The sequence below is a fragment of the Serratia symbiotica genome (assembly GCF_000821185.2).
Classification (GTDB): Bacteria; Pseudomonadota; Gammaproteobacteria; order Enterobacterales; family Enterobacteriaceae; genus Serratia; species Serratia symbiotica.
This window is the reverse complement of sequence record NZ_CP050855.1, coordinates 2099244-2115762: the sequence shown is the minus strand read 5'-3', so window position 1 is coordinate 2115762 and position 16519 is coordinate 2099244. Positions and strand designations below refer to the sequence as shown.

The 16519-nt window shown below is 53.3% G+C and carries 14 protein-coding genes and 1 pseudogene; 8 read left to right on the top strand and 7 right to left on the bottom strand.

The window, feature by feature from the left end:
* The first annotated feature begins 498 nt into the window (after window positions 1-498).
* From SYMBAF_RS10585 to SYMBAF_RS10570, 4 genes and pseudogenes are all read left to right on the top strand, one after another.
* Window positions 499-642 (top strand): hypothetical protein, encoded by a 144-nt coding sequence (locus SYMBAF_RS10585; protein ID WP_160289798.1) that lies wholly within the window; start codon window positions 499-501, stop codon window positions 640-642.
* 9 nt (window positions 643-651) lie between these two features.
* Window positions 652-978 carry a Mor transcription activator family protein gene (locus tag SYMBAF_RS17785; protein WP_226020193.1) on the top strand — a complete coding sequence of 109 codons (327 nt, stop codon included), beginning with the start codon at window positions 652-654 and terminating at the stop codon, window positions 976-978.
* Window positions 975-1568, top strand: a complete 594-nt coding sequence (locus SYMBAF_RS10575; protein WP_040265298.1) for a hypothetical protein — start codon at window positions 975-977, stop codon at window positions 1566-1568. The genes SYMBAF_RS17785 and SYMBAF_RS10575 overlap by 4 nt, the downstream gene beginning before the upstream one ends.
* A gap of 33 nt (window positions 1569-1601) precedes the next feature.
* Window positions 1602-4085: pseudogene (locus SYMBAF_RS10570) on the top strand (phage tail tape measure protein).
* Between the two features lie 24 nt (window positions 4086-4109).
* On the opposite strand, the gene SYMBAF_RS10565 reads toward SYMBAF_RS10570, so the two are convergent.
* The 3 genes from SYMBAF_RS10565 to SYMBAF_RS10555 all read right to left on the bottom strand — a co-directional run bounded on the left by SYMBAF_RS10565 (window position 4110) and on the right by SYMBAF_RS10555 (window position 6767).
* A complete protein-coding gene (locus SYMBAF_RS10565) occupies window positions 4110-4361 on the bottom strand; it encodes a hypothetical protein (RefSeq protein WP_152609120.1) in 252 nt (83 codons plus the stop codon).
* Between the two features lie 209 nt (window positions 4362-4570).
* Complete coding sequence (locus tag SYMBAF_RS10560; protein ID WP_040265301.1) at window positions 4571-5467, bottom strand: LysO family transporter; 897 nt, start codon at window positions 5465-5467, stop codon at window positions 4571-4573.
* Window positions 5468-5795: 328 nt separating this feature from the next.
* Window positions 5796-6767, bottom strand: coding sequence for a VirK/YbjX family protein (locus tag SYMBAF_RS10555; protein ID WP_040265303.1), 972 nt, complete (start codon window positions 6765-6767; stop codon window positions 5796-5798).
* A gap of 430 nt (window positions 6768-7197) precedes the next feature.
* Between SYMBAF_RS10555 and macA the strand changes: the two genes are divergently transcribed.
* A complete protein-coding gene (gene macA / locus SYMBAF_RS10550) occupies window positions 7198-8310 on the top strand; it encodes a macrolide transporter subunit MacA (RefSeq protein WP_040265304.1) in 1113 nt (370 codons plus the stop codon).
* Window positions 8310-10256, top strand: coding sequence for a macrolide ABC transporter ATP-binding protein/permease MacB (gene macB / locus SYMBAF_RS10545; protein WP_040265310.1), 1947 nt, complete (start codon window positions 8310-8312; stop codon window positions 10254-10256). The genes macA and macB overlap by 1 nt, the downstream gene beginning before the upstream one ends.
* A 76-nt stretch (window positions 10257-10332) precedes the next feature.
* Here the strand turns inward: macB and cspD are convergent, their stop codons facing one another.
* A complete protein-coding gene (gene cspD / locus SYMBAF_RS10540) occupies window positions 10333-10554 on the bottom strand; it encodes a cold shock-like protein CspD (protein ID WP_006708781.1) in 222 nt (73 codons plus the stop codon).
* A 321-nt stretch (window positions 10555-10875) separates the two neighbouring features.
* Here cspD and clpS point away from each other — a divergent pair, with 321 nt between their 5' ends.
* The gene (gene clpS, locus SYMBAF_RS10535) at window positions 10876-11196 is read left to right on the top strand and encodes an ATP-dependent Clp protease adapter ClpS (RefSeq protein ID WP_040265312.1); all 321 of its coding nucleotides are present in this window, start codon (window positions 10876-10878) and stop codon (window positions 11194-11196) included.
* Window positions 11197-11223: 27 nt separating this feature from the next.
* On the top strand, window positions 11224-13503 hold the full coding sequence (clpA, locus tag SYMBAF_RS10530) for an ATP-dependent Clp protease ATP-binding subunit ClpA (protein WP_040265314.1): 2280 nt from the start codon (window positions 11224-11226) through the stop codon (window positions 13501-13503).
* A gap of 203 nt (window positions 13504-13706) precedes the next feature.
* Here the strand turns inward: clpA and infA are convergent, their stop codons facing one another.
* The 3 genes from infA to cydC form a co-directional block, all read right to left on the bottom strand.
* The gene (gene infA, locus SYMBAF_RS10525) at window positions 13707-13925 is read right to left on the bottom strand and encodes a translation initiation factor IF-1 (RefSeq protein ID WP_002211347.1); all 219 of its coding nucleotides are present in this window, start codon (window positions 13923-13925) and stop codon (window positions 13707-13709) included.
* Between the two features lie 132 nt (window positions 13926-14057).
* Entirely contained in the window at window positions 14058-14756 is a 699-nt protein-coding gene (gene aat, locus SYMBAF_RS10520) for a leucyl/phenylalanyl-tRNA--protein transferase (protein ID WP_040265318.1), read from the bottom strand.
* A 17-nt stretch (window positions 14757-14773) separates the two neighbouring features.
* Entirely contained in the window at window positions 14774-16519 is a 1746-nt protein-coding gene (gene cydC / locus SYMBAF_RS10515; protein ID WP_040265320.1) for a heme ABC transporter ATP-binding protein/permease CydC, read from the bottom strand.

The window sequence follows — 16519 nt, the reverse complement described above, 5'->3', positions numbered from 1 at the left end:
CTTCCACTGCCTGGTTAACGGTGTTGCATTGTTAGTGGATGCGTGACGCGCTCAGGTTGAGGCACTGGAGCGGCACCACCCGTAATCCAGCCAGGGCTTGAACACGTTTCACATGCCTGCGTTGTGTCAGAACGCGACACCCACTAACGCCGTGATTATAAGGGCATCAGCAGTGTAATCAAAGAACTGGAGTAAATAACGGACAAAAAAAAGCCCAACTGGTGAGGTCAGGCTTTTTTCTTTGGGTGCTTAAGGTGATGAATCTCTGTTCAAGGTAATGAGCCTCAACCTGAGCGCGTCACGCATCCACTAACTGGGATAAGTGTACTAACTTGGAACAGATGATGCAAACTTCATTAGCTTATTTAAGCCTCAGCAGGCATCTGTGAGCCTCATACCATCCAGTGAAACGGATTTTAGTTCCGCACTTCGACGCAACTCTGCCCCATATAGATCGTAGAAAGAGACAGTCCCCTCAGCGGCGGTTGTAACTTATATATGCCAAAAAATTTTGACAATGCAGCTAAAGCTATTCGCCTTCTTAATGAGGTTGCAGCAACTATTGAAGGTGTACTGGGTGCATTCCCATTTCTATCTGTTCAGGCTAAGCAACTTTCCACTGAGATTACTGAACACCTGTGAAAGTTATTTATGGGAAATAATTTCTATATAACGAACAGGGCAACAAGAAATTTTCATGACAGAAATGCGCAAATACTTTCTGATTTTTATCAGGGAGTATCTCATCGCGAATTATCAAAAAAGTACGGTCATTCTGTTCAGTGGATTTATAAAATTATTGCCGATGAACGTAAGAAAGAAAAAGTCACACGTTTATTTCTCAGAGTTCGACGGCATAGCCGACAGCCAGAGGGCAGCACAGCACCTTTTAATCAAAAGTGTAAGCGAAGCCTGCAACGTCTCCTATTCCGAAGCACTCACCCTCACCACGCCTTTTATCTGGAGCTATTAAAATGAAACCTGTTATTTCCCTCACTGAAGCACTGAACGCCGTTAAAAATAACCTTGCCTCCCTGAATGAGCAGAAAGAAAAGCTCTCCCGCCGAATTGGTGAAATTAACGGCGAAATAACCGCATTACAGGATATGCCGTTATCGCTTAATGATTACTGTTCCTTTATTCCTGAATATATTGAACGATTCGGGCAGGAAGAATATCAGTCATTCAAGCGTGCTCTTTGCAACGGTTCCGGTAGTGAAGGGAACGTCGAACGCTGGGGAAATCTGGAAAATGAGAACGGTGATATTTCCGGTCTGTTCCGTCTGGTGGGGCTGGGGGGAAATGTCTCCCCGGCTGATACCGGGATGGCGGTAATGCGCAAGCTCTGCTTTTTCTTCCCCGATGTGGTCGCCACCCGACTGACCGAAGCGCTTAAGAAAGATAAAAGCGTGGCGTGGGGTAATGACAAACTTCCGTCACTGGCAGATCGCCGTAAGACCGTGGCGGCGCTGGTCAGTGAACGCGCCGGGCTTGAAAGCGAACTGGCAGCCATCAGCGAAGAGATAGCCGGGATCACCGGAATCAGCGGCCTGTCCCTGACCGAATGACGCCCACCGAACCACTCACTACCGGAATGAACCATGAGCAATAACTTTTCTGTTGGTGTGAGGATTGGCGGTATTGTCGGGAGTAGCTTCCGTTCCGCCGTCAGCGGTACACGGCGGGCGCTGGATTCTCTCGGCGACACATCACGCCGACTGACGGAGCAGCAAAGCAGCCTGTCACGCGCCATGCAGCGTTATGGTCAGGTAGGTTCTGGCGTGGCCTCACGCCTGAACAATGACCTGCAACGGGTAGGCAGAACGCTGGAGCAACTAAACCGCCAGCAGTCCCGCCTGTCAGCAGCGTCTGCCACAACCGATGCCCTGAGAGCTAACCGGATGGTGCTTTATGGACAGGGAATTGAGACGTGGGCACAGGCCAAAGCCGCTTACAGCCTCGTTTCCCCGGCGATCCAGCAGTCGGCTACGTTCGACGACAAGATGATTGATATGTCAATCACGGCGAGATATGACGATAAAACCCGCGCCAGTCTGGGTCAGCAAATTCGGGGCTGGTCGCTCAAGTACAACCAGTACCAGAGCGACTTACAGGACGCCGTAGGCTCGCTTATCAGTGACAATATCGACAGCCTGTCCGAAATTGGCAGCTTCATGCCCAATATAGCCCGCGCCGCCACTGCCACCCGCACCACCGGGACGGAATGGGCAAAGGTTGCCGCCGTCTGGAAAAACTCAATGGATGGCAGTGCTAAAGAGTTTGCCAAAGTACAGAACATCATGGCCTTTGCAGGCGACCAGGGGTCTTTTGAAATCCCTGACCAAGTGAAATGGATGCCATCTCTTGCCCCGATGATGCGCGGTATTGCCGAAGGTAAAGAGGCGATGGCGGAAATCGGAGCGAGTTTACAGATTGCCCGAATTAGTGCCGGGTCATCTGACGAGGCTGGCAACAACTTCCGTAACTTCCTCACCAAGATTTTTGCCCGCGACACGCAGAAACAGTTTGCCGATATCGGGATTGACCTTCAGGGTTCACTGATGGCTTATAAATCTGCTGGCGTCTCGCCCATTGAGGGCATGATAAGCGTCATGGGCAGGTATCTGGAGGCCAAAAGCCCGGAAGCGCTGGCTGGCTTCAAGAAAGCGATGAAAATCAAAGACGATAACTCCCGCGACCTTGCGCTACAGGAACTGGCGAAGAATTTCGGGCTGGGTGAGATGTTCGCTGATATGCAGGTCATGGCGTTTGTCCGTCCGATGCTCGCCAACATGGACAAGTACCGTGAAATCAGGGCTGGCGCACTTAAGGCAGCGGATAAAGACCTGCTGGCCTCGTCCTACACGGAGCGGCTTAAATCGCCGCTGGAAGCGACCAAAGCGCTGATGGTCAGCACCCGCGAACTGTCCATTACCCTCGGCAGTCAGCTATCACCCTCGTTTGTGTCCATGACACAGCAGCTGATTCCGGTGATTCATTCCACCGGGCAATGGATAGCACAGCACCCCGGCATTGTGCAGGGTGTGGCAAAAACCGTGGGCGCACTGCTGGGGCTGAAAATCGCCACTGTCGGCTTGAAACTCGGTCTTAACCTGCTGGTATCGCCGTTCGCCGGGTTGTGGAAAAACGCCGTACTGCTGCGCACTAACTGACTGTTACTCAAAACAGCCCTCAGCGACGGCGGCAAGCTGCGCTGGCTGGCGACCGGATTCAGTACCGTGGCGAAAGGAGCCGGAATGCTGGGTAAAGTGCTGGCGGGCGGTCTGTTCAGGGGCGTAATGGTCGTCGCAAAAGCGTTTCTCTGGTTTGGTCGGGCGCTGCTGATGAATCCCATAGGCATTGCGATAACCGTCATTGCCGGAGGCGCATACCTTATTTACCGCAACTGGGGCGTGATAAGCCGTTGGTTCTCACATAGATGGGAGGAAGTCAAAACGGCTTTTAACGGCGGGGTTCTCGGTGTCAGTAAGCTAATCCTCAACTGGTCGCCGCTGGGGCTGTTCTACAAGGCGTTTGCGGGAGTCATGAAGTGGTTTAACATCGACCTTCCCGGCCAGTTTACGGAGTTTGGCGGTCATCTGATTGACGGACTGGTGAACGGTATCAAAAACAAGTGGGAGTCGCTCAAGAATACCGTCACCGAAATGGGCGACAGCGTCGGCGGCTGGTTCAAGGAAAAGCTGGGGATACACTCGCCAAGCCGTGTATTTATGGGCTTCGGGTCGAATATTGCAGAAGGGGCGGCGATTGGTATTGGTCAGTCTGCATCGCTGGCGCTGAAAGCCTCCTCGCGGCTGGCTGAGATTATGGTGCCCGATGTACCAAAAGTACCCCCCGTGCTAGAACGCTATATGAGCGGCGACCTTACCTTACCCAGAGGCCGGGACTCTCATTCACCAGCAGGCGCAGGCGGCGGAATTAACGTCATTAACAATATCTATATTGATGGCAAGAACAAGTCACCAGCACCGGATGTGGCTAATGCGCTTAAGCTGTCCATTCCTGAGGTTGAAAGAGCACTTGAAGCTATACTTGCCCGTAAGCGTCGGGTTGCTTACGACTGATAATCTGTAATTCCTTTGCAGTATCTAAAAAGCCGCACCGTGTCCATTTATCTCACGGATTGCGGCTTTTTTATCGCGCGGTGGATCAAGCAATGCGCTCAGGATTTCCGGGCGGTAAACAAGTGACTTGCGGCTAGTTCCGCTCGTATAGTCAGTTGATACGCCGCCTTCTACGGTAAAAGTCAGATTAAATTCAAGGTTTAAACGCATTTTATGTTCGGCATTGAGGTTGGTCAGAGTGGAGCAAAGCACGTGGCATAAAGCTATACCCGTCATATTTCAAGTTGCCTAGGCGTTAGCTTTCCTCGCTCACCCCAGTCACTTAACGGTGTCAGCGCCTGGTGATTAATGAACCTCATCCCTGAGGTTCAGCCAGCGGCCCAGCGCATGTGCTGTTTAAATCGGTTCCCGACTGCGTTGTCGCTTTTCTGTCACTCGAATTATTTAGGGTATATCAAAATCATGTTCGACTCCTGTCGTACTTTTCAAGAGAACAAGACTATTAGTACGGGTGCCAGCAAGCTCAGCAGAAAGCCATGCACGATGGCGGGGGGAACCATTTCCAGACCGCCGCTGCGTCGCAGCATTGGCAGGGTAATGTCCATAGAGGTGGCGCCGCACAGGCCGAGAGCCGAACAGCTACTGTGGCGCACCAGCGTAGGGATCAACATAATCGCCACCAACTCGCGGGCTAGATCGTTGAAGAAAGCTACACTGCCCAACACTGGGCCGTAGGCATCGGTGATTAATATGCCGGATAGCGAGTACCAGCCGAAGCCGGAAGCCATCGCCAGCCCTACCTTCAGTGGTAGCTTCATCAGTTGCGCTGCTAGTGCGCCACCCGCCAGTGAGGCGAGGGTCACCACCCCTGCCACTATGGTGCCTCGGCGATTCAACAGGATCTGACGCAACGTCATGCCACTGCTGCGTAGTTGGATGCCAACCAACAGCAGCAGGATAATCAGCGCGTATTCACTGCCCTTACTGGCGAATGGCAGCCATTGCCACTGTGTCAGACCGAGCAGGAAACCGCTCAGCACCATGCCGCACAGCTTGAGCGGCTCCAGTGCCATATGCAGGCGCGAGGGCAGATTCTCCTGCTTATGCGTGTTATGCCACTGCATGTGGCGTTCCAGCAGTGCCAGTAGCAACAGGTTAGCGCCGAGGATACATAGTGAAAATACCGCCGTGTACTGGAGTATCAGCAGCAGGTTGCTGCTGATATCTGCTATAAACGCCAGGCTGATACCCATAAAAAACAGGATCACGTATATCATCAAGCTTAACAATCGATTAATGAGTTGTAGCTGTTGGCGGCGGTGTAAGGGGATGAGGTAACCGGCAATCAGCGGTAACAAAATCATCAGCAGTCCTGAATACATGGTGCAGCTTACGTCCTTTTTTGGGGGCGGGGATATCCGACGAGGAGCACAAGCTAACCAAAAGCAGGACTGGAGTAAAGTGGCAAATTCGATGTTGGATTGCTTAACCTGCAAGGGTTTTTTTGACCATGCTGCGGGTGGCGTTGGTGCTGACCAACGCCAATATGCCGATGTGTATGGTGATCCTGAAAGCGCCACTCCGTGCTTCGAGCCCCGATCTGGCGGTCGAGGTGGCAACGTAGGCTGGCGAATGGGATACAGATGTCAGTGTCGCTTAGTTGAAAAAACTGTTCTTGCGCGGGATTTAGCTGGCGAGTGCCCGCGCCGATTATGCTTCCACCAATGCCTGCTGAGTGCTGAAGTGCTTAGCCACCCCTTGCTCTAACTCATCCAGTAGTTGGTAACGGCGGCGGTATTCAGCGCGTTTCTTGCTGACGACTTCATCAATCGGTTTGCGGGCGATGCGTGCTGGCAGCAGGAAATAACCGTCATCGAGCGGTTTGCCGCCCATTGAGAGCCAAAATTGATCATAATCCGCGTGTAGCTGATCTTTCTTTTTACTATGATAACGCCAGTTCTGATAGATATGAGTGGCGTTGCCGACCGCCACAATCTGACAGATGCCCAGATGGTGCGCCAGCATGCAAATCCCTTCTAGTACCAAACGTTTCGGGAATAGCCCATGGCATTCTTTGGTGGTTTGCTGGATCTCAGCATGCGGCACTCCATGGTTTGCACCTTGCAGGCCACCGATAAACAGTGTTGGCTGTTGCTGGTAATGCATCAGCGCGAAAGTGATTTCCGCCAGCATAATGCCATTGGCGTTGCGCAGTAACAGGGTCGCTTCCCCTTCCTTATTAAGCTTGTCGAACGCTGCCAGCTCCAGCGTTATTGGTGCGCCGTTTTTGTCCTGCGCGCAGGACAGCACAAACGGCTGCTGGCTCAGGTGGCCTAGACGCATCTTCAGCGGCATGCGTTGGATGATCAGATCATAATGATCGCTGAGTGCGGACAGGCATGCGCTCTTGTTCATGTTCGCTGCCAGGTAGGGCCGATGCAGCTTGCACGGCAGATTCGGCTGTGCGCTCAGGATCTCGTCCAGCAACGGGTTGGAAGCCAGGATGCTGAGTAGCCCGCGGGTGGTGTGCCAGTTCAGTATTGATCGGCTGAGAAATTTCAGGCGAAATGAGGTTTTTTTCCAAGCCTTGCTCGGTATCTTTTCTCCCTTAATCAGTGCTGTCATCAGTTGCTGACCATTAAGCGGCTGGGTAGATACGGGGAGCGGGCTGTGCTGCGGCATGATGAAATCCTGGACTATGTCAAATAGCGCTATGTTATCAGATTTCACTAAACGGGAGTTCAATATTGAAGGGTAACCTAAGGTATTGCCACAAGCCGCGACGTGTTGAGCTAGGCTGTGTCCGGTGATTGAGCGTGGCGGCGTCGCAGACCCAAAAGCCCGTGGGGTGACGGCCTATGTCCAAGCCCGGCAACGCGGATTACGGCCTTTTGGTGGAGCCATTTGAACGCGCTCCTCGGTGACGAATCGGGTATTTGGCCCACCGCCCCTCACGGCCCGTGCCTTGCTGCGTATTCAAATGACTGCCAGCGTCGCTCATGGACAATGACCAGACAGCGCCTAAAGTTTAGTGATTTCGCACGCTGCATGATAATTTACTTCCGCCGTCCATAAGGCGGTTAATATCCACAAGAACAGGCAGGAACCCATTTTGACGTGCTTTAAAAGATATAGGCGCAGGACGATAATCTTGGTGATTATCACGGTCATAACCGCCGTGGCGTTCTGGCATTTTCGCCAACCGCCAATGACCGATTTTAATACGGTGAAGGTGGTTAAACGTGACCTGCAACAAAACGTGTTGGCAACTGGTCAACTTGATGCGGTGCGCAAGGTTGACGTTGGCGCGCAGGTCAGTGGGCAGTTGGAAAAACTGTATGTCGAGATCGGCGACAAGGTGAAGAAAGGGCAGTTGCTAGGGGTGATCGATTCGCAGCAAGCGCAAAACAGCATCCGAGAAGGTGAGGCAACGCTGCGTGAGTTGCGTGCTCAACTGCTACAAGCGCAGGCGGAACAGCAACTGGCAGCAGTAACCTTGCAGCGCAACCAGGCATTGGCCAAATTGCAAGTGGTTTCGCGCCAGGATCTGGATCAGGCGACAACACAGTTGGCGGTGAAAAAGGCGCAGGTAGGCACCATTAACGCGCAGATCGCCAGAAATCAGGCCAGCCTGAATACCGCCAAGATAAATCTGGCCTATACCCGCATTGAAGCGCCGATGGACGGTGACGTGGTGCAGATCACCACCTTGCAAGGCCAGACGGTGATCGCCGCGCAGCAGGCACCGAACATTCTGACTCTAGCGGATCTCAGCACCATGCTGGTCAAGGCGCAGGTGTCGGAAGCTGATGTCATCAACCTCAAGCCTGGTCAAAAGGTGTGGTTTACGGTACTAGGCGATCCTACTCGGCGCTATAACGGCGTGTTGAAAGATATCCAGCCGACACCGGAAAAAGTCAACAATGCCATCTTTTACTACGCGCGTTTCGAGGTGCCAAATCCAGCGGGAATGCTGCGTCTACAGATGACGGCACAAGTGCATATTCAATTGGCGGGCGTTAGACAGGCGCAGGTGATCCCGCTGACGGCGCTGGGCGATCAGATTGCCGATAACCGTTACCCTGTTTCGGTGCTGAAACAGGGTAAGGAGGAGAAACGCGAAGTGACTATCGGCTTGCGCAATGATATTGATGTACAGATCCTCAGCGGTTTACAGTTGGGAGAGGAAGTGATCGTCAGCCGTAGCGGTGTGGGGGATAGCTGATGACGGCGCTATTGCAACTGAACGGCATTCGACGCAGCTATCAGTCGGGCGATCAGACGGTGGATGTACTGAAAGATGTTAGCCTGAGCATTGAGTCAGGGGAAATGGTGGCCATCATTGGGGCCTCCGGCTCCGGAAAATCGACGTTGATGAACATTCTTGGCTGCTTGGACAAACCGAGCGCTGGTGTGTACCGGGTGGCCGGGCAAGATGTGGCGATGCTAAATGACGATGCATTGGCCCAGTTGCGCCGTGAGCATTTCGGTTTTATTTTCCAACGTTATCATCTGTTGCCGCACATGAGCGCGGCGCACAACGTCGAGGTGCCGGCGGTCTACGCAGGGTTGGGTAAAGCGGAACGGCGTGAGCGGGCAGAGGCGTTGCTGCGGCGATTGGGGCTTGGCGAACGCGTCAGTTATCGGCCAAGCCAGCTCTCTGGTGGTCAGCAACAGCGTGTCAGCATTGCCCGCGCATTGATGAATGGCGGCCAGGTGATCCTGGCGGATGAGCCGACTGGCGCGCTTGATAGTCATTCCGGCGACGAGGTGATGAACATTCTCAAACAACTGCGCGCGCAGGGGCATACGGTGGTTATCGTCACCCATGATCCGGCAGTGGCACAGCAGGCTGAACGGATCATTGAAATTCGTGATGGTGAGATCATTGCCGACTCACGTAATAATCAGAAGGGAAATCAGAAAGTTAAATCTTTTGGGCTGGACGCCATTGTGCCGTCTTGGCAGCAGATGGTCGGGCGCTTGCGCGAGGCGCTGGTCATGGCATGGCGGGCGATGACGGCTAACAAAATGCGCACCGCACTGACCATGCTTGGCATTATCATCGGTATTGCCTCGGTGGTATCAATCTTGGTGATCGGCGATGCGGCCAAACAGCGGGTACTGGCAGATATCAAATCCATCGGCACCAACACGATTGATATCTATCCCGGCAAGGACTTTGGTGACGACAATCCCACCTTTCGCCAGTCGCTGAAATATGAGGATCTTGACGCGTTGCGTGAGCAACCCTATGTCAGCGTGTTGTCGCCGACTATCGGCAGTAGTACGCGGCTACGGTTAGGCAATGTCGATGTGGCAGCCAATGTCAGTGGTGTTAACGAACAGTATTTCCGCGTGTATGGCATGACCTTCACCCAAGGGGCGGGTATCGATGTTATGCAGGTGCAGTCGCAGTCGCAGACGGTGGTAATCGACGCCAATACCCAGCGTCGTCTGTTCCCGCATCAAAAACAGGTGGTGGGGGAAGTGATTCTGGTGGGCAACATGCCAGCAACGGTAGTGGGTGTGGCCAAACAGAAACAGTCAATGTTTGGCAGCAGTAAGACGCTGAATATCTGGGTGCCTTACAGCACCATGGCCAACCGGCTGATGGGTAACACCTATTTTGATTCGATCACTGTACGCATCCGCGACGGTTACAGTAGCCATGAGGTAGAGCAGCAGTTAACGCGCTTGCTGACGTTGCGTCATGGCAAGAAAGACTTCTTCACCTATAACATGGATAGTTTTGTGCAAGCCGCAGAGAAAACCACCCGCACGCTGCAACTGTTCCTGACACTGGTGGCGGTGATTTCTTTGGTGGTAGGCGGTATTGGGGTGATGAACATCATGCTGGTGTCGGTTACTGAGCGCACGCGCGAGATCGGCATTCGCATGGCGGTAGGTGCTCGTTCTGGAGACGTGTTGCAGCAGTTTCTGATCGAGGCGATATTGGTTTGCTTAGTGGGTGGTGCGCTTGGGATCACGCTGTCGTTTGCCATTGGCCTGCTGGTACAACTGCTGTTACCAGGCTGGCAGATCAGCTTCCCGCCGACAGCGCTACTGAGTGCATTTGTCTGTTCAACCGGCATCGGCGTAGTGTTCGGCTATCTGCCAGCGCGCAACGCTGCGCGGCTGAATCCGATCGATGCTTTGGCGCGCGAATAGATGAATAAAAATGCCAGCCACACAGGGGCTGGCATTTTTACCGGGTGTCATTGCATAACAACTCTGTGGAGGGCGCTTAAGTCAGTACTTGGTTTTCCAGTGGCACAATAAGGCTTGCATGGTTCCCTTTTGGCCCTTGGTACACATCAAAACTGACCTGTTGGCCCGCCTTTAACGTTCTGTAACCATCCATCTTAATTGTTGAGTAATGAGCAAAAACATCTTCACCACCGCTTTCAGGACAAATAAACCCAAATCCCTTGGCGTTGTTAAACCATTTAACGGTACCCATCTCCATACTTTACATCCCTTGAACGCCATTATAAGTAAGATGAATAACTGAATCCGCCCTGGCAGAGACAGGTTTCAGGTGGTTAAAAGATCACCAGATAACACTCTAGAGTAAATGATCATTACGTCAAGGAGGCGGTGTTGGCCGGTGGGGAGAGGTTCACCAAAGTTTGAAGCAGATAACGTTATTAACATGTTTGGTAACAAATTTGTCAGCGATTTTTGTGCAGACTACAGTGCGGCGAAATAATGACAAAGATGATAAAATAGCGGCGATCTCCTACTTTGAATAACCAAACTCGCTCCCATATAACAAGGCAGAGCAGCGATGGGTAATAATAATGATTGGTTGAATTTTGAACATTTAACCGAAGAAAAACAAATCGATGCGCTAAAACCGCCATCTATGTATAAAGTTATACTTAACAACGATGATTACACGCCAATGGAATTTGTCATTGACGTTTTACAAAAGTTCTTTTTTTATGATATTGAACGCGCAACGCAACTGATGCTTAGGGTTCACTATCATGGCAAGGCGATTTGTGGTGTTTTTACTGCCGAGGTAGCGGAAACTAAAGTCATTCATGTGAATTGCTACGCAAGGGAAAACGAGTACCCGTTACTTTGTACGCTGGAAAAAGCCTGATTAAGGCGATTTATTGGGGATGTGCTTATGCTCAATCAAGAACTAGAACTTAGTCTCAACATGGCTTTCGCCAGGGCGCGTGAGCACAGACACGAGTTTATGACTGTGGAGCACCTGTTGTTGGCACTACTTAGCAACCCTGCCGCGCGGGAAGCGCTTGGGGCATGTACGGTGGATTTGGCCGCGTTGCGTCAGGAACTGGGAGCCTTCATTGAACAAACTACGCCGAAGCTGCCCGCTAGCGAAGAAGAGCGCGATACTCAGCCAACGCTCAGCTTCCAGCGCGTGTTGCAGCGTGCGGTTTTCCATGTGCAATCTTCCGGTCGCAGCGAAGTTTCCGGTGCCAACGTGCTGGTGGCGATTTTCAGCGAGCAGGAGTCGCAGGCGGCTTATCTGTTGCGCAAACATGATGTAAGCCGTCTTGATATCGTGAATTTCATTTCACATGGCATGCGCAAAGACGAGCCAGGCCAAGCACCCCATGCGGAAAATCCGGTGAATGAAGAGCAGCCTGGAGGGGAAGACCGTATGGAAAACTTCACCACCAACCTCAACCAGTTGGCTCGCGTGGGTGGTATTGATCCGCTGATTGGTCGTGACCCAGAACTGGAACGCACGATCCAGGTGTTATGCCGCCGCCGTAAAAACAATCCACTGTTGGTGGGTGAATCCGGCGTAGGCAAAACCGCTATCGCCGAAGGGCTGGCTTTGCGTATCGTGCAGGGCGATGTGCCGGAAGTGATGGAGGACTGTATACTGCACTCGCTGGACATCGGTTCGCTGCTGGCTGGCACTAAATACCGTGGTGACTTCGAGAAACGCTTCAAGGCGCTGCTAAAACAACTGGAACAGGATCAGAATAGTATCCTGTTTATCGACGAAATTCATGCCATCATCGGCGCTGGTGCGGCTTCCGGCGGTCAGGTGGATGCTGCAAACCTGATTAAGCCGCTGCTGTCCAGCGGCAAGATCCGGGTAGTCGGTTCGACTACCTATCAGGAGTTCAGCAATATTTTCGAAAAAGACCGTGCGCTGGCACGCCGCTTCCAGAAAATTGATATTACTGAGCCAACGCCAGAAGAGACTATTCAGATCATCAACGGGCTGAAAACCAAATATGAGGCGCACCACGATGTGCGTTACACTGCCAAGGCGATCCGCGCTGCGGTGGAACTGTCGGTGAAATACATCAATGATCGGTATTTGCCAGATAAGGCGATCGATGTGATCGACGAAGTGGGCGCTCGCAGCCGGTTGATGCCGGTCAGTAAACGCAAGAAAACCATTAACGTGGCGGACATCGAATCCGTGGTGGCGCGCATTGCACGTATTCCAGAAAAAACTGTGTCTGCCAGCGATCGCGATGTGCTGAGAAGCCTGAGTGACCGTCTGAAAATGTTGGTGTTCGGCCAAGATCAGGCGATAGAAGCCTTGACTGAAGCGATTAAAATGAGCCGCGCTGGCCTAGGCCACGATCGCCAGCCGGTGGGGTCGTTCCTGTTCGCTGGGCCGACTGGGGTCGGGAAAACCGAGGTGACGATGCAACTGGCCAAAGCGATGGACATCCAGCTACTGCGTTTTGATATGTCCGAATATATGGAGCGTCATACCGTCAGTCGCCTGATCGGCGCACCTCCGGGCTATGTCGGTTATGATCAAGGTGGCTTGCTAACCGATGCGGTACTCAAGCATCCGCACTCGGTAGTCCTGCTAGATGAAATCGAGAAGGCGCACCCAGACGTATTCAACTTGCTGCTGCAAGTGATGGATAATGGCACGCTGACCGATAACAACGGCCGCAAGGCAGACTTCCGCAATGTGATCTTGGTGATGACGACTAACGCCGGGGTACGCGAAACCGAACGCAAATCGATTGGTCTGGTGCAGCAGGACAATAGTACCGATGCGATGGAAGAGATCAAGAAAGTGTTTACACCGGAATTCCGCAATCGTCTGGACAACATCATCTGGTTTAACCATTTGTCTAGCGAGGTGATCCAACAGGTGGTTGACAAGTTCATCGTTGAACTGCAAGCACAGTTAGATGCGAAGGGCGTTTCGCTGGAAGTCAGCGATGAAGCGCGCGATTGGCTGTCTGTGAAAGGCTATGACCGTGCGATGGGCGCTCGCCCGATGGCACGTGTGATGCAAGAAAACCTGAAGAAACCGCTAGCCAACGAACTGCTGTTTGGCTCACTGGTGAACGGGGGGTCTGTGAAAGTCAAGCTGGATAAAGACAAAAAACAACTGACCTATCACTTCCTCAGCGCGTCGATGCGCAAGGCGGCTGAGGGGGCGATGCACTAGGAGCCTACTGGGATAGGTTCTTAGACTACGGGGCCGGTAAAGAAGAAGCGATGCTGCGGCATCGCTTTTTTATGGGTGAAAATTCGCAAATAAAATGAGTTAGCCCTCTCTTTTACCTGCGCCCCTAAAACGCGATGTTGAACATTGCTATGGGGTAGGGTGGCATCCTCAATGCTGCCAGTGCCTGGCGACCGATGCGCCGATCAACGGCTTCGGAAGACAATGCGCCCTTTGCTCAGGTCGTACGGGGTGAGCTCTACAGTAACTTTGTCGCCTGTCAGGATGCGGATATAGTTCTTACGCATTTTACCGGAGATATGTGCGGTTACTACGTGCCCGTTTTCCAATTCAACACGGAACATGGTGTTTGGCAACGTATCAAGTACGGTGCCTTGCATTTCAATATTGTCTTCTTTGGCCATCTAATCCTCTAGGTCTAACAACCTTAATTTTTAATCGGCAAGATAATGCCGAAAAACCTACATTATGTAAAGGCGTGTTGGTGGACATTGCACCGTTTCCGCAAATTAGCTTGTTGGAGAGGGCGGCGCAGCCTACTGTGGGGGTAGGACTTGCGATAGCCAGCATCCCGGCGCTAACGGCTTGCGCTGAAGGTCGCTGAGCTGTTGTAAAAATTGGTGTCGAGGGATTTCTCTTGCCCCAAGCTGAGCAGTGTGAGCGTTAAGCACCTGACAGTCAATCAATTCTCCGCCATAAGCAGCAAAATGCCGGCAAAAAGCCATCAGGGCACACTTGGAAGCATTGCTAACATGGCTGAACATCGACTCGCCGCAGAACAGCGCGCCCTGCGCCACACCGTACATACCGCCGACCAGTTGGCCTTGCTGCCAGACTTCCACCGAATGGGCGTAGCCGAGAAGATGCAATTGCAGATAGGCGTGCAGCATCTCAGGACCAATCCAGGTGCTTTCATGTGGCCGATGGGCGCAGGCAGCGATCACTGCGGCAAAGTCATGGTTGAGGGTGATGCAAAACGGGTTGCTGCGCAGAAAGCGTTTCAGGCTGCGGCTGAGATGACGCTCTGCTGGAAACAATATCGCCCGTGGATCGGGTGACCACCACAGAATCGCTTTCCCAGGCGAATACCAAGGGAAGATGCCGTGTTCATAGGCTTCCCGCAAGCGTGGCACCGTTAGGTCACCGCCAATTGCCAGCAGACCGTTAGGATCGCGCAGTGCGCTCTCAGGGGAGGGAAAGAGCAGTGACTGCGAGGATAGCTTAACAATGCGCATTAGGGTCTCAACGTCCTCTACAGCCCATTATACGGCGTTACGTTGATACGCCGGTGGAAACGAGTGTAATGCCCCTGTTGATCCATCAGGGCAGCAGGAGTGCCTTGTTCAACAACCTGACCGTTGTCGATCACGCAGATACGGTCAAACTGCTCCAGCCCATAGAGGCGGTGCGTCACCAGAATCAGTGTTTTGCCCTGACAGTGGTGGCGTAGCAGCGCCAGGATCTGCTGTTCAGTTTCGGCATCCAGCCCTTCGGTCGGTTCATCCAACAGCAGCAGCGGTGCCGAGTGCAGTAGTGCGCGGGCGATACCCAATCGGCGTTGTTCACCGCCGGAAAGCTGGCGGCCCCCATCACCCAGCCAGGCGTGCAATCCTTCACTCTCTAGCAGATTGGTCAGTCCGACCAGTTGGAGCACCTCACCCAGCCGTTCATCAGTGGCAGAAGGTGCGGCGAGGAGCAGGTTTTCCCGCAACGTATTACTGAAGATATGTACCCGCTGGCTGACCACGGCGGTCATCTGGCGTAGCGTAGCCTCATCATACGCCTGCAATGGCTGGCCGTTGAGCAGAATTTTTCCACCATCGACATCCCAGGCACGGGTCAACAGTTGCAACAACGTGGATTTTCCACAACCGGTGCGGCCAAGCAGCGCGATATGTTCTCCAGCCGCTACCTCCAGCGCTACGCCGCGCAGTACCGGCAGCAGCTGGCCGGGATAGGTGAAGGTCAACTGTTGTAGACTCAGCGCCACCTGGTCTTTGGCAGCCGGGCCGATAGCAGGAAAGGTGACTTCTGGCCGACGGTCTATGATTTGTTTGACCCGTATCGCTGAAGCGATGACCTGGCCGAGGTGCTGGAAGGCACCGGCCACCGGCATCATTACTTCAAACGCTGCCAACGCAGCGAAGGCAAACAGTGCGATCAGTGCACCGGGTTGGCTGTTGCCGCCAATGCCGGTGGCGGCCAGCCACAGTAGCAGCGTCACCGTCAGGCCGCTGGCGAGGATCATCAACGCCTGTGCGATACCGCCCAGCGAGGCTTGCTGCCATTGGTAACGCTGCCAATGATATTCGATGGCGTTCAGTCTGTTACGAAACTCATTGACGCCGCCGAAGATTCGCAGTTCGGCCTGGCCTTGTAGCCAAGCGGTCAGTTCGGTGCGGTACTGACCACGCAGATCGGTCAATTGACCACCTATCGGTTTGCCAGTGTGATAAAACGCCGGCGGTACCAGCAACAGCAGCAACAGCAAAATACCGCCCAGCGTCAGTGCCAGTGAAAGATCCAGCCAACTCAGGCCGTAGGTTACTACCAGGATCACCACTGCTGCGCTGGTCAACGGCGAGATCACGCGTAGATAAAGGTGATCCAGCGTATCGACGTCCGCCACCAGGCGGTTAAGCAGTTCGGCCTGACGGAAGCGAGCGATACCGCCCGGCGACAACGGCAAGATCTTGTTGAAGGTGAACACCCGCAGATGCGACAGCACGCGGAAGGTGGCATCGTGACTGACTACCCGCTCGGCATAGCGCCCAGCGGTACGGAAAATCGCCGCCCCGCGCACCCCGGCGGCCGGTAGCATGTAATTGAAAGTAAACAGCCCCGCCAGCCCGGCCAGCGCGGAGGCGGCCAGAAACCAGCCGGACAACGCCAGCAGTCCAATGCTAGCCAGCAGGGTAACGATCGCCAGCAGGATGCCCAGGCAGATCAGCAGGCTGTGGCGGCGATACAGCGCCAGGAACGGCAGCAAAATGCGCAT